At 73.4% G+C, this 13102-nt stretch carries 14 protein-coding genes; 9 read left to right on the forward strand and 5 right to left on the reverse strand.

All coding sequences use genetic code 11. The features are described 5' to 3' along the window. Positions 1 to 76 precede the first annotated feature (76 nt). Both HMPREF2833_RS08970 and HMPREF2833_RS08975 read left to right on the forward strand, forming a co-directional pair. Positions 77 to 781: a DUF5998 family protein gene (locus HMPREF2833_RS08970; RefSeq protein ID WP_035885321.1), complete on the forward strand. Its 705-nt coding sequence runs from the start codon at positions 77 to 79 to the stop codon at positions 779 to 781. After that, complete coding sequence (locus HMPREF2833_RS08975) at positions 778 to 1908, forward strand: alkaline phosphatase family protein (RefSeq protein WP_070637663.1); 1131 nt, start codon at positions 778 to 780, stop codon at positions 1906 to 1908. The genes HMPREF2833_RS08970 and HMPREF2833_RS08975 overlap by 4 nt, the downstream gene beginning before the upstream one ends. Positions 1909 to 1972: 64 nt before the next feature. Here HMPREF2833_RS08975 and HMPREF2833_RS08980 read toward each other — a convergent pair whose 3' ends face one another. Together HMPREF2833_RS08980 and sepH are read right to left on the reverse strand one after the other, a co-directional pair. Then, positions 1973 to 2611: a hypothetical protein gene (locus HMPREF2833_RS08980; RefSeq protein WP_039102199.1), complete on the reverse strand. Its 639-nt coding sequence runs from the start codon at positions 2609 to 2611 to the stop codon at positions 1973 to 1975. Between the two features lie 132 nt (positions 2612 to 2743). Continuing rightward, positions 2744 to 4117: a septation protein SepH gene (sepH, locus tag HMPREF2833_RS08985; protein ID WP_070637664.1), complete on the reverse strand. Its 1374-nt coding sequence runs from the start codon at positions 4115 to 4117 to the stop codon at positions 2744 to 2746. A 316-nt stretch (positions 4118 to 4433) separates the two neighbouring features. On the opposite strand from sepH, the gene HMPREF2833_RS08990 reads away from it, so the two are divergent. Beyond that, a complete protein-coding gene (locus HMPREF2833_RS08990; protein WP_019310681.1) occupies positions 4434 to 4733 on the forward strand; it encodes a DUF4193 domain-containing protein in 300 nt (99 codons plus the stop codon). A gap of 120 nt (positions 4734 to 4853) precedes the next feature. Here HMPREF2833_RS08990 and HMPREF2833_RS08995 read toward each other — a convergent pair whose 3' ends face one another. Continuing rightward, positions 4854 to 5516, reverse strand: coding sequence for a DUF3093 domain-containing protein (locus HMPREF2833_RS08995; protein ID WP_223246188.1), 663 nt, complete (start codon positions 5514 to 5516; stop codon positions 4854 to 4856). 302 nt (positions 5517 to 5818) lie between these two features. On the opposite strand from HMPREF2833_RS08995, the gene dut reads away from it, so the two are divergent. From dut to HMPREF2833_RS09015, 4 genes are read left to right on the forward strand one after another with little or no spacing between them, the layout of a single operon-like run. Continuing rightward, positions 5819 to 6235 carry a dUTP diphosphatase gene (dut, locus tag HMPREF2833_RS09000; protein ID WP_047978641.1) on the forward strand — a complete coding sequence of 139 codons (417 nt, stop codon included), beginning with the start codon at positions 5819 to 5821 and terminating at the stop codon, positions 6233 to 6235. A gap of 58 nt (positions 6236 to 6293) precedes the next feature. Beyond that, positions 6294 to 7067: a DUF3710 domain-containing protein gene (locus HMPREF2833_RS09005; protein WP_070637666.1), complete on the forward strand. Its 774-nt coding sequence runs from the start codon at positions 6294 to 6296 to the stop codon at positions 7065 to 7067. 2 nt (positions 7068 to 7069) lie between these two features. Beyond that, positions 7070 to 7438 carry a hypothetical protein gene (locus tag HMPREF2833_RS09010; protein WP_053069413.1) on the forward strand — a complete coding sequence of 123 codons (369 nt, stop codon included), beginning with the start codon at positions 7070 to 7072 and terminating at the stop codon, positions 7436 to 7438. Continuing rightward, positions 7435 to 8151, forward strand: a complete 717-nt coding sequence (locus tag HMPREF2833_RS09015) for a DUF3159 domain-containing protein (protein ID WP_070637669.1) — start codon at positions 7435 to 7437, stop codon at positions 8149 to 8151. Before HMPREF2833_RS09010 ends, HMPREF2833_RS09015 begins: the two co-directional genes overlap by 4 nt. On the opposite strand, the gene HMPREF2833_RS09020 is transcribed toward HMPREF2833_RS09015, so the two are convergent. After that, positions 8057 to 8815: a potassium channel family protein gene (locus HMPREF2833_RS09020; protein WP_019310674.1), complete on the reverse strand. Its 759-nt coding sequence runs from the start codon at positions 8813 to 8815 to the stop codon at positions 8057 to 8059. The two genes, HMPREF2833_RS09015 and HMPREF2833_RS09020, sit on opposite strands and share 95 nt — an antisense overlap. Continuing rightward, positions 8815 to 9534: a potassium channel family protein gene (locus HMPREF2833_RS09025; protein ID WP_039102209.1), complete on the reverse strand. Its 720-nt coding sequence runs from the start codon at positions 9532 to 9534 to the stop codon at positions 8815 to 8817. The genes HMPREF2833_RS09020 and HMPREF2833_RS09025 overlap by 1 nt, the downstream gene beginning before the upstream one ends. Positions 9535 to 9598: 64 nt before the next feature. On the opposite strand from HMPREF2833_RS09025, the gene HMPREF2833_RS09030 reads away from it, so the two are divergent. Both HMPREF2833_RS09030 and HMPREF2833_RS09035 read left to right on the forward strand, forming a co-directional pair. After that, on the forward strand, positions 9599 to 11572 hold the full coding sequence (locus HMPREF2833_RS09030; RefSeq protein ID WP_070637670.1) for an APC family permease: 1974 nt from the start codon (positions 9599 to 9601) through the stop codon (positions 11570 to 11572). After that, complete coding sequence (locus tag HMPREF2833_RS09035) at positions 11569 to 13005, forward strand: class I SAM-dependent RNA methyltransferase (protein WP_070637672.1); 1437 nt, start codon at positions 11569 to 11571, stop codon at positions 13003 to 13005. The genes HMPREF2833_RS09030 and HMPREF2833_RS09035 overlap by 4 nt, the downstream gene beginning before the upstream one ends. Positions 13006 to 13102: the final 97 nt, after the last annotated feature.

Consider the following 13102-nt stretch of genomic DNA (forward strand, 5'->3'; position numbering starts at 1 on the left):
CACCGCGGGGCCCGCGGGGCGGCGTCGCGCGATGACGCGGTGTGCCGCGGGGCCACCGGTGGAGGACAATGGCGCCATGACTTACTCAGCACCCGACGGCTCACGGCTCGTCCAGGACATCGAGAAGGCGGGGTTCTACCCGCAGCTCGTCACGGACGTGGTCATGGACTCCCTCGACGGCAGGCGGCCGGCGTCCCACCTCGTGCAGCTGGAGACCCACTTCACCAACACGGAGCTGCACCGCCACATCACGGCGCTGGTCCTGGCGGAGGACGTCCTGCACATCACCCACGTGGACGACCAGCAGCTGGACGAGAACGGCGCGGACACCGTGGCGCGCGTGTCCTCGGAGACCGTGCCCATCTCCCAGATCCGCTCCGTGACGCTGAGCTACGCGTACCACCAGCCCCAGAACTACCAGCCGGGCACACCGATCATGGAGCTGAACCTCGCGGTGAGCTGGACCGGGACGCAGCAGCTCGAGCTGTACCCGGCCATGTGCGAGGACCCGGAGTGCCAGGCCGACCACGGGTACACGGGCACCGCCGCGAGCGAGGACGTGGTGATGCGCATCAGCTCCGAGGCGGACGGGCAGGACGCCGTGGAGGGTGCGCGCGAGTTCGCTCGGACCCTGCGGCGCGCGAACGTGGCCCCTCTGACCGACTCCGGCGCCCAGATCGCCCAGGCCCCGCACCAGGGGGCGTCCCGTCCGGAGCCGCCCGCACCGCGCAGCCGCTTCGGGCACCGCCACAGCGGACGCGACGCGGGCCGCACCTCGTGAGCGCGCGCGAGCTGCCCCGCCCGCCGCGCTACGGGTCCCGCAGCATCGCGGACGTGCTGAGCTCGGCCGCCGCGGCCACGGGGGTGCCCGGGACGTGCAACGCGCTGAGCCTGCCGGCCGCGCACCGCTACGTGGTGGTGCTCGTGGACGGGCTCGGCTCCCGGCTGCTGCGGGAGGTCCAGGGCTACGCGCCCACGCTGCGCTCCGCGCAGTCCCTCGGGGAGCTCGACGCCGCGTTCCCCTCCACCACGTCCGTCTCCCTGTCCTGTCTGGGGACAGGAGCGGCCCCCGGGACGCACGGGATGCTCGGCTACGACGTGCTGGACCCTGCCACGGAGCGGGTGGTCAACATGCTGGGCCAGTGGCCCGCCGACGTCGATCCGCTCGCCTGGCAGCCCGTGCCCACCGTCCTGGAGCGCGCCGCGGAGCACGTGGACACCGCGACCGTGAGCGCGCCGCGCTTCGAGTCCTCCGGACTCACCCGGGCGGCGCTTCGGGGCGGGCGCTTCGTCGGAGCCGACGGCGTGTACGCCCGGACGGCCCGCACCCTCGAGCAGCTGCGGGAGGGGCGCCGGGGGCTGGTGTACTTCTACTGGGACGAGCTGGACAAGACCGGCCACAGGGTGGGCTGGCGCTCCGACGCGTGGCTGCGGTCTCTGGAGGAGCTGGACTCCGCCCTGAAACGTCTCGTGACACGGCTGCCCGCGAACACCCGGGTGCTGCTCACCGCGGACCACGGCATGGTGGACGTGGGCCCGGAGCACCGCCTGGATGTCAGTGGGGAGGCGGATCTGATGGACGGGGTCCGCCACACGGCGGGGGAGCCGCGGGCGGTGCAGCTGCACCTCTCCGCCCACGCGGATGCGGAGGACGTGGCGCAGCGCTGGCAGGAGCACTTCGGGGACGCGGTGTGGACTGCCACGCGGACCGAGCTCGCGCGGGCGGGCTACTTCGGTGCGGACCCGGACCCCCGGATGCTCGCCCGGGCGGGCGACGTGTGGATCCTGGGGAAGGAGGAGATCGCCCTCTACGACGTCTCCCGTCAGGGCACCCGGCCCTTGGGCATGGTGGGCCAGCACGGTTCTCTCACGGACGAGGAACGGTACGTGCCCGCCCTGCTGTGGTGAGCCGCAGGACCCCGCGCGGGGGTCCCGTGCATGCCGGTGGACGAGCGGTCCTGGTGCGGGACCCTCAGCGGGCGGATCCGCCGTCGGCACCCGAGGAGCTCCCGGCCTGACCCTCGCCCTGGGCCGCATCGGCACCCGTGTTCGACCCCTTGCCCGTGCCCCCACCGGTGGGCGGTGCCGTGGGCTTCTGCGGGGGCTTCGGGGGAGCAGGAGGCGTGGGCTTCTGCGGGGGCTTCGGGGCAGGGGGTGCCGTGGGCTGGGGGGCCTTGGTGGTCGGCGCCTGGGTGGGCTGCTTCGGGGGCGCGGGCTTGGCCGTGGTGGGTGCCGGCTGCGGAGCCACGGGCGGCTGAGGAGCCGGATAGACCGGCTGCACGGGTGCCACGGGCTGCGGGGGCACGTAGTACTGCTCCGGCGGAACCGTGGGCTCCGGGGTGGTGGGAGTCGGGGTGGGGGTCTTCGTGCGCGTCGGGGGAGCGCTCGGTGTTGCGGTCTCCGTGGCGAAGTCCGCGGGAGCGGGTTCGTCCGAACCTCCCGTGAACCCCGTGAAGGCCACGGCACCCACACCGGCCAGGACGAGCAGCGCGGCCCCTCCCAGGGCCACGGGTGCCAGGTAGCGGCGAGCTCCCGAGCGGGGCGCGGAGTCCGTGCCCTCGCCCGACGGTGAGTCGTCGCCGAATAGATCGTCCTGAATGGAGTTGCTCATGCCCGATTTCCCTACGAGTTGCCCGTGTTCGCGTGCGGCCGGAGCACATTCTCCCCGTGGAACCCGACCTGCCCACGCGACTGTACCGTGCGGCGCGGGGGTGTTGCACCACGGCTCGTGGCCGTGGAGTGGTCAGGACCTGTTGGCGCCGAACACGATGTCGTCCCAGCTGGGCACGGAGGACCGTTTCGCCTTGGGGGTGCGTCCGCGCGGTCCGGGGGTTGTGGACTCGGAGTCCGCGCCGGCGTCGTGCTCGGCGGAAGCCGCCCGAGTCTCCCGAGGATCCTCGTCCCGGTTGCTCTCCTCCGGGTCTTGCGCACCGTGACCGGCCGCATCCCGACCGGCACCCGTGGTGCGCGGGGTCAGGGTGGCCACCGGAGCGGCGTCGGTGTGGCCCTCGGGGCCCTGGAGGTCGGTGCGCTCCCGGGGGGCGTCCTGCTCCTGGGTGACCTCCACCCAGGTCTCGTCCCCGTCCAGGTGGGTGTCCTCCTCGGGCCCGGGAGCTGACTCGGGGGAGGTGTCCGCACCGGTGGCACGGGGATCCTCGCGGTCGGGGGTGGAGTCGTCCACGATCTGGATCCCCTCACCCCGCAGCGCCTGGTCCTCGGCCACCTGCGAGGCGGCGGGCTGGATGGGGCGGTCGAACACGGGGGAGTCCTTGGGCGCGTCGATCGGCCGGGGGCGCTGCTCCACCTGGCCCATCCCGCGGCCGAGCATCTCCGCGAGCCGGTCGTCGCCGGACTCGTCGGTGCCCAGACGGCGGCCGCGGCGGGCCTGCAGCACGTCCAGGAGGTCGTCCGCCGGGCCGGCCTCGTGCTGCAGCCGGTGCACGGCGCGGCCGGGGGCCTGCATGGGTGCGGCCGGTGCCGCGGCGCCGAGCGGGCCCGTCTCGCGGGGCTCCTCTCCCAGGGCCCGGGCCCAGTCGTTGTCAGGGCGCACGCTGCGCGTGGCGGGGTTGTAGCTCCACCGTGCCGGCTCGGGCGCGGGCAGGGAGTCACCCTCGGCAGGGGGGTCGAAGCTCAGCTGCACCGTCCACAGCTGGTCCTCCCGGAGCCACGCGTCCCAGTCGAAGCTGGAACGGTCCACGCCGAGTCGGGCCGCTTGGGCCTCGACCGTCTCCTGCAGGGACTTGGGCTCTCCCTCGAACACGGAGCGGTAGCCGTCGTGCGAGGGGTTGGTGCCGGAGACCTTGACCCGGCAGGCCTCGGTGACCATGTGGGAGCGCTCGGCGAGGATGGGCCACTCGTAGCGGCGCACGCGCTCCGGCTCCCACCCGGACTCGGCCACGATGTCGTCCACGCTGGCACCCGCCCGGAACCTCGCCTGGATGTCGCGCGGACCGTAGGACGCGCCGCCGCGCCCCCGGGCCGGCGGCTTGCGCCGGGCGTACTGGATCGCCTGCCGCAACTGCTGGTCGATCTTCAGGCGGTACCGCGTGGAGTCGGGGGTTTCCACGATCAGGTGCTCGCCGTCGTCGTGCACTCCTGCCAGGCGCAACTGCTCCATGCTGTCCTTCCGTCGGGGGAGCGCTCCCCACGTCCTCCGTGGTGCGCCCCGCGCCATCCGTGCGCCAGTCTACTGGCAGGCCCGCGGGGCGCCGGGGCGGGTGCCGCACGGCCGCGTGGCGGCGGCGTCGGGGCTGGTCCGGGCGCGGATCTGCCCGCCGCTGCGGCGGATCATGCCCTGTGAGAAATCTGTGTCAGGGGCACTGGCTTTTTCAGCCCCCATGGTGCACACTCTACGCGACACGGCCCCGGGGGAGATCGTCCGGACGCCGTTGCACACAGCGATCTCGCGAAGACCGGTTGGAGCGGATAGACACATGGCCACAGACTACGACGCGCCGCGCAAGCAGGACGAGGACCTCAAGGAAGACTCCATCGAGGAGCTGCAGTCCCGGCGGTCGGACCACCAGTCCGGAAGCGTTGACGAGGACGAGGCCACGGCGGCCGAGAGCTTCGAGCTGCCCGGAGCGGACCTCTCCAACGAGGAGCTCTCCGTGGTGGTCCTGCCGGCCCAGGACGACGAGTTCACGTGCGGTTCCTGCTTCCTGGTGCGCCACCGCTCGCAGCTCGCCGAGGAGCGCGGCGGCGTGAAGTACTGCTACGAGTGCCTGGGCTGAGTTCCCCGCCCGCACGACTGCCACGGGCGGTCACCCTGTCAGGGTGACCGCCCGTCGTCGTTCCCGGGACCGGGGCACGTGGCCGCATCCGCGCGGGAGGGCCGGGGCTCAGCGCGTCCGTCAGTGGCCGGGCGCCGGTCGCTCGTTGATGGCGCGGGCGAGTTCCTCCGGATGGCGGGTCGCGGTGAGCCAGTAGGGCGTGGGGTCCACGGGGTCGGTGATCTCGATCCGGCACAGGTCCGGGACAGACACCCGGAAGTTCATGAAGGCGCGGCCGTCCAGCTGCGGGCCGCGTGCCTCACGGGCCGCAGTTCCGTGCAGGGCCTCCGCGCGGCCCACGTAGCGCCGCTCGATGTACGCCCGTCCCACGCGCAGGTCCTCGTCCGTGAGCACGATGCTCGGCGCGCCGAGGTGCACCGCGAGACCCACGGCGACCACCAGCACCACGGCCACGACGACTCCCACGGCAATGCTGATGGGGGCCACGGCCACGAAGCCCGTGCCGCCCACGAAGGCCACGATCAGCCACATCCACCAGGACACGGTGAGCTTCTCGGAGTAGCGCACCGCGCCGTCGTGCGCGCCGCCGGTGGACGACGCCGCCCTCGCGCCGTCCGCCTCCCCGGCACGGGACGCGGGGGACACCTCTCGGTCCCGCGGGTCGTGCGGACCGGCGGTCGCGGTGCGGCCCGGGCTGCTCCCCGGTGCGGTGCTCCGGGCCTCGCGGGGGGTCGTGGTGTCCTGAGGGGTGTCCTCGCCGGGGACGGGGTGCTGAGAGCTCATGCCTCCACCTTGGCACACTCGTGCGCCCGGTGCGCCGCCGGGAGACCGCGGATGGCGTGGCCACACGGCCGCGGGACGTCCGGGTCCGTTGCGGCGCCGCCGGAGACCCCCCTGGGACCGGGGCGGGGCGCACCACTCGTGACCTCCGCCCGCGGCGGTGGTCCCGGGAATGGGCCCGGTGGTACTGACCCGCTGCTCCTGGATGGGTGCTGAACGCGCTCCGTCGGCGCCGGGGCGGGGCGTTAGAGTGGAGGACTGTGACTGACGTGAACACCCCCGAGGACCTCCCCGTTCCGCTGCGGATGCTGGACCCGGATCTGCTCCCGCCGTCCTACGCGCGCGCGGGCGACGCCGGGGCGGACCTGCGGGCGCGCCACGACGTGGTACTGGCGCCGGGTGAGCGGGCACTCGTGGACACGGGTGTCGCCGTGGCCGTCCCGCAGGGCCACGTGGGCCTGGTGCACCCCCGGTCCGGACTGGCCGTGAAGCACGGGATCACCGTGGTCAACGCCCCGGGCACCGTGGACAGCGGCTACCGGGGGGAGCTGAAGGTGTGCCTGCTCAACACGGACGCCCGCGAGAGCTACACGGTCCGCCGGGGCGAGCGAATCGCCCAGCTGGTGATCCAGCCGGTGGTCACGGCGCGCTTCGTGCCGAGCGACGAGCTCGACGACAGTGAGCGCGGGGAACGGGGCTTCGGCTCCTCCGGAACCCACTGACCCGCACCCGTGGCGGGGCACCACCGATTTTCTGCCCGACGACTTCCTGGAGTGATCGATGTTCGGACGTAAGAAGCGCAACAGCACCGACGCGGCGGAGACGGCCGCCGAGGAGAACGGCGCCCCCCAGGGCGAGGAGGCGGGCGAGCCGGATCAGGACGTGACGGACCCGCGGGCGAACGGCCCGTGGGACGAGGCCGAGTTCTCGGGTGAACGTGGCGACTACCTCGACATGGGCGCGCTGCTGGTCAAGCCCATCAGCGGGGTGACCGTGCGCATGGAGGTGGACCAGCACACCAAGGTGCCGCGCGCGGTGAACCTGGACTTCCGCGACGGCTCGGTGCAGCTGCAGGCGTTCACCGCCCCGAAGACCGCGCAGCTGTGGGACGAGGTGCGGGCCGAGCTCGTGGCCGGGCTGCGCCGCGACGGCGGGAACCCGACCGTGTCCCAGGGCCCGCTCGGGCTGCAGGTCGACGCAAAGTTCCCGGGGACCACCCCGGACGGCCAGAAGGGCTACCGTCTCGCGCGCTTCGTGGGCATCGACGGCCCGCGCTGGTTCCTGCGCGCGGTGTTCACGGGCGGCGCCGCCATGCCCGGCACCACTGCGGAGGTGCTCGACGACGCCGTGCGGGCCCTCGTGGTGGTCCGCGGCCGGGATCCGCACCCGCCGCGCGACATGCTGGCCCTGACCATGCCCGAGAACGCCACGATCACCCGCGCGGACGGCCCGGGGGAGACGGCACCGAAGGGCGGCGGCGAGTCCGGGGAGGCGTCGTCGCGCCCGGACGTGCAGCCGCCGCGCCGCGGTCCCGAGATCACCGAGATCGGCTGACCGTGCCCGTCAACAACCCCCTCACCGGCGCGATCGACGTGCGCTCCGGGCCCGAGGCCGGGGAGCACGAGCTCACGCCCGGCACCGGGGAGCGGTGCCGGCGCCGGGCGGTGGTGGAGGGCGTGGTGGTGGAGGTCACCGTGGCGCCCGCCACCGCGCCCCCGCACTTCCGCGCCCTGCTGAAGGTGCCGCGTCCCGGCAGCGCCGTGCCGTGCGGTGTGGAGCTGCTGTGGCACGGTCAGCGCACGGTTCCGGGAGTTGCCGCCGGCACCAGGCTGCGCTGCCTCGCGGTCGTGTGCTTCCCGGACGGGGTTCCCACCATGTACAACCCTCGCTACGAGATCGTCACGCCCAAGCGGGCCGCCCGGTGACGCGGGAGCCGGACGGAGAGCCCACCCGGAGCGACGCCGCCGGGGATCCCGACGCCTCGGTGCGCCGCGCGGCGCAGGAGTTCGCCGAGCGCTCCGGCCTGCGCCGCGACGAGAGCGGGCAGCTGGACGTGCTCTCCGCGATGGGCGGCTGGCGCGGCGTCGTCGAGTCGATCCTGCCGGGGCTCGTGTACCTCGCGTGCGTGATCCTCGTGGGCGAGCTGTCCGTGGCCCTGACCGCGTCTCTCGCGACCGCCGCCGTGTTCACCCTCGCGCGGCTCGCGCAGCGCCAGACGGTCACCCAGGCGCTCGCCGGTCTCGTGGGCGTGGGCGTGTGCGCGCTGTTCGCACGGGTGGGCGGCCAGGCACTGGACTACTACGTCCCGGGATTCTTCATCAACGCCGCGTGGCTGCTGGGGCTCGCGCTGTCGGCGGCGGTGAAGTGGCCCCTGCTCGGGGTGCTGTACGGCTACGTGCGGGGTGAGGGCACCGCCTGGCAGTCCGATCCGGCGCGGCGGGCCGTCTACCAGCGGGCCAACGGGCTGCTCATGGCCATGTTCGCGGCCCGCCTGGTGGTCCAGCTGCCGCTCTACTTCGCCGAGAACGTGACCGCGCTCGGCGTCACGCGTCTGGTGATGGGGACCCCGCTGTACGCCGCCGTGCTGTGGCTGGCATGGCTGTCGAGCCGCCCTCGTCCAGCGCAGCCTGCAGATTGACGTCCCGGGCCGTGGTGAACATGGCCCGCAGCTGCTCCTCTCCCTCCGCGGTAGTGATGAAGAAGAGCTCGTCCCCGCCCTCCAGCAGGTCGTCCCCGGACGGGGCGATCGGCACGCCGTCGCGCAGGATGGCCACGAGGGCCACGTCCGGGGGCCACGGCACCTGGGACACCGTGCTCGCGACCACGGGGTGCTCGCGCGGGACCGTGTAGGCGGACAGCGTGGCGGCCCCGGTCTGGAAGCTCAGCAGCCGCACCACGTCCCCGATCTCCACGGCCTCCTCCACGAGGGCCGTCATGAGGCGGGGGGTGGACACGGCCACGTCCACGCCCCAGGCGTCGTCGAAGAGCCACTCGTTCTTGGGGTTGTTCACCCGGCCCACGGTGCGGGGCACCCCGAACTCGCTGCGGGCGAGCAGGGACACCACGAGGTTCGCCTTGTCGTCCCCCGTGGCGGCCACCATGACGTCCGCCTCCTCGGCCCGGGCACGCTGCAGGACGTCGAGGTCGCACGCGTCCCCCACGACCCACTGCGCACCGCGCAGGTTGGAGCGCCCGATCACCTCGGCGGTGGCGTCCACCACCACGACGTCGTGCCCGTGCGAGAGCAGCTCCCGGGCGATCGAGGAACCCACGGAGCCCCCGCCCACGATGACCACGTGCATCAGTGCCGCCCCTTCCCGTCCCGGGTGGCCGCGAGCGCCACGGCCTCCATGACCTCGTCCGACGGCGGACGGGAGAGGACGCGGGCAACGCGCTCCACGTCCTCGACGCGCATCATCGCGTGCACGATGTCTCCTTGCTGGTAGCTGGTGTCGCTGGCGGGGAGGATGCCCTCCCCGAAACGGGTCACGAAGGCGATCCGCACCCCGGCGGCCTCCTCGATCCGGTCCAGGTGCAGCCCGGACCAGGAGTCGTCCAGGGGAAGCTCGCCGAGCTGCAGGCGCCCCGAGGCCTCCCGGAAGTCACCCGTGATCGCGTGCTCGGGCAGGATCCGGCGCAGCACCTGGTCCGCGCTCCAGCGCACGCTGGCCACGGTGGGGATCCCCATGCGCTGGTAGAACTCGGCGCGGGTGGGGTCGTAGATCCGGGCCACCACGTGCTTGACCTTGAAGGTCTCGCGCGCCACGCGCGCCGCGATGATGTTGGAGTTGTCCCCGCTGGAGACCGCCGCGAACGCGTAGGCGTCCGCTATCCCCGCGCGCTGCAGCACATCCCTGTCGAAGCCGTGGCCGGTGACCTTCTTGCCCGAGAAGTCGGGACGCAGCTTGCGGAACGCGCGGTCGTCCTGGTCGATCACCGCCACGGTGTGCCCGGAGTCCTCGAGGGCGTGCGCCAGGCTGATGCCCACCCTGCCCACGCCCATGATCACGAAATGCGCCATGGGGCACAGCATAGGTGCCACCACCGCGGGACAAGGACCCGCTCAGCGACTAGCGTGTTCCCACGTGTATGCGTCCCAGCTCCTCCGCCGCGCTCTCGTGGGCAAACCCCTCCACAACGAGCGCGCCGCGGGCACGGTGCTCTCCAAGGGCACGGCCCTGCCCGTCTTCGCGTCCGACGCCCTCTCCTCGGTGGCCTACGCGCCCGACGAGATCGTCCTGACGCTCGCGCTCGCGGGCTCCTCCGCGATCGTGGTGTCCCCCTGGGTGGGGCTCGCGGTGCTGGTGGTCCTCGCCGTGGTCATCACCGCCTACCGGCAGAACGTGCGGGCCTACCCCTCGGGCGGCGCGGACTTCGAGATCGCCTCCAAGAACCTGGGACGTCCCGCCGGTGCCGCCGTGGGTGCGGCCCTGATGGTCGACTACACGCTGGTGGTCGCGGTGTCCATGGCCGCCGCCGCGCAGTACCTCGCGGCGGTCTTCCCCGTGCTGGTGGAGCACCGCACCGCGGTCGCGGTGGTGGGGATCGCCCTGGTGGGGCTGCTGAACCTGCGCGGGCTGAAGTTCATGGGCCGGGCGTCCTCCGTGCCCACGTACGCTTTCGTGGCCGTGGTGCTGCTGCTCATCGTGGTCGGTGTGGTGCAGGACCTGGCCGGGGCACTGGACCCTGCGCCGTCGGCGGCCTACGAGGTGCTGCCCGCCGAGGGCATGGACGCGGGACTGGTGGGTCTGGCGGGCGCCATGCTCGTGCTGCGGGCCTTCTCCTCGGGCGCGGTGGCCGTGACCGGGGTGGAGACGATCACCCACTCCGTGCCCTACTTCCGCAAGCCCAAGGCGCCCAACGCCGCGCGGACCCTCGCCGTCCTCGGTGCCCTCTCCGCCGTGCTGCTGCTGGGGGTCCTGTACCTGACCCGGCGCACGGGCGTGGTGGTGGTCATGGACCCCGACCGGCAGCTGCTGATCGACGGGCACGCCCCCGCCGCGGACTTCTACCAGGTCCCCGTGCTCGCCCAGATCGCCCAGGCGGTCACCGGTCCGGACTCCGTGTGGGTCGTGGTGCTCGCGCTCGTGACCGTGGGCGTGCTGTTCATGGCGGCCAACACCGCCTACTCGGGTTTCCCGGTGCTCGCCTCCCGGCTGGCCTCCGCAGCCCTGCTGCCCCGGCAGCTGCAGAGCCGGGGGGACCGCTTCGCCTTCACCAACGGGATCGTGCTGCTGTCCGTGGTGGCGGCCGCGTTCACCCTGGTGTTCGGCGCGAACGTCAACGCGCTGATCCAGCTCTACGTGGTGGGCGCGTTCTTCGCCTTCACCCTCACCCAGGCCGGGATGGTGCGGCACTGGAACCGGTTCCGCCGCACGCGGACCTCCCGGGCCACCAACCGGCAGATCGCCGTGCGCCTCACGGTGGCCGCGGTCGCCCTGGTGGCCTGCGCCGCCGTGTTCGTGGTGATCCTCGTGACCAAGTTTGCGCAGGGGGCGTGGCTCACGATCGTGGCCATCGCCCTGACCACCCTCTTCATGCGCGCCATCGCCCACCACTACCGCGCCGTGGACGCGGAGCTGGAGGTGCACCCCGACTCCATGGTGCGCGCCCTGCCCTCCCGCGTGCACTCGATCATCGTGGTCACGTCCGTCCGCAAGCCCGTGGTGCGCGCACTGACCTACGCGCGGGCGTCCCGCCCCTCCAGCCTGGAGGCCGTGGTGGTGGACACGGACCGCACGCGCACGGAGGACATCGTGCGCAGCTGGCAGTCGCTGGAGATCCCGGTGCCCATCACCGTGCTCGCCTCGCCCTACCGGGACTCGGTGGGTCCGGTGATCGCCCACATCCGCGGGATCCGGCGCAAGTCCCCCCGGGACCTTGTGATCGTCTACCTCCCCGAGTACGTGGTGGGGCGCGGCTGGGAACGCTTCCTGCACAACCAGGCCATCCGCCCCCTGCGGACCCGGCTGCACTACGAACGCGGAGTCATGATCGCCTCCGTGCCCTGGCACCTCGAATCGGTGCGCGAACTGCAACTCACGGAGAACAGCCGATGACCGACACCCCGCACACCCTCGAGCTGCGCCTGGGCGAGGTGGCCCACGGCGGCCACGTGGTGGCCCGAACTGCCGAGGGCAGGGTGGTGTTCGTGCGGCACGGGCTGCCCGGGGAGCTGGTACGGGTGGCCCTCACGGACTGGCAGCCCGACGCGTCCTTCTGGCGCGGGGACGTGGTCGAGGTCGTCGACCCCGCGCCGGGACGCCGAGAGCACCACGTGTGGCCCCGGGCCGACGCCCTGCTGGCCGCGGCCGAGGGGCGCAAGCCGGTGGGGGGAGCGGAGTTCGGCCACGCGGACCTCGCCACCCAGCGCGAGCTCAAGCGGCGCGTTCTCGCGGAGCAGCTCTCGCACCTGGCCGGCCACGAGTGGCAGGGTCGGGTGCACCCCACCGACGGGGAGACGCCCGACGGCACGGGGTGGCGGACCCGGCTGCACCTGGACGTGGCCGCGGACGGCACCCCCGGCATGCACCCGCACCGCTCCAACGAGCTGGTGACCCTCCAGGACATGCCCCTGGCCTCCGCCCCGATCCAGGCCCTGGCCCCGTGGGCCCTGCGTGTCGAGGGAGCCGAGCGCCTGGACGTCTCCGCCCCGTCGAACGGCCGGACCCCGCTGCTGCACGTGAGCCTGCGGGCGGACGCGGGCGAACGGCAGCTGGACGCGCTGCGGGCCCAGCTCGGCGAGTGGGGCTCCGCCCACGGCTTCTCCGTCACGGCGCGTTCGGCGGACCACCGCAGGGTCGCCACATGGGCCGGAACCGGCGAGGTGCTCGAGACCCTCGAGTGGCCCGCGTCCACGGACGCCTCCGGGGAGGCCGCGCAGCCGCTGCGGTGGCGCGTGAGCCCCACGGGCTTCTGGCAGATCCACCGCGAGGCCCCGGCCGCGCTCGCCGGGACCGTGCTGGCCGGGGCCGACCTGCGCGTGGGTGACACCGTGTGGGACCTCTACAGCGGCGCCGGGCTGTTCACGGCCGTCGCGGCGCGCGCCGTGGGGGAGAGCGGCGCGGTGTTCGCGGTGGAGGGCTCGCCCGTCACATCCGCAGACGCCGCCCACAACCTCGCCCACGCCGAGCACGTGCGCAGCGTGCGCGGGGACGTGGCCCGTGTCCTGAGCGGACGCGGGGGCCACCGCCAGGGCGACCGACGACGCCGTGGCCACCGAGCGGCGTCGTCCGCCGGGGCACGGGTGCCGCGTCCCGACGTGGTCATCATGGACCCGCCGCGGGCCGGTGCCGCCAAGGAGGTGCTGGCCGCCGTGGACCAGGCCGGGCCCCGCACCATCGTGTACGTGGCGTGCGATCCGGCGGCCCTCGGGCGGGACCTGGGCAGGCTCCGTCGGCGCGGGTGGAAGGTCGAGGACGTGACGGCCCTGGACCTGTACCCCAACACGCACCACGTGGAGGCCGTGGCCGTGCTGCGCCGCGACGCCTGAGCCGGTCCACGCGGACCGGACCGCCCGGGCGGGTTCCCCGGGGTGGTCATGACGGGCGCGGGACGTGGCACGGGATACACTGGCAGGGACCGTTCCC

The organism is Kocuria sp. HMSC066H03, assembly GCF_001812045.1.
Lineage (GTDB): Bacteria > Actinomycetota > Actinomycetes > Actinomycetales > Micrococcaceae > Kocuria > Kocuria rhizophila.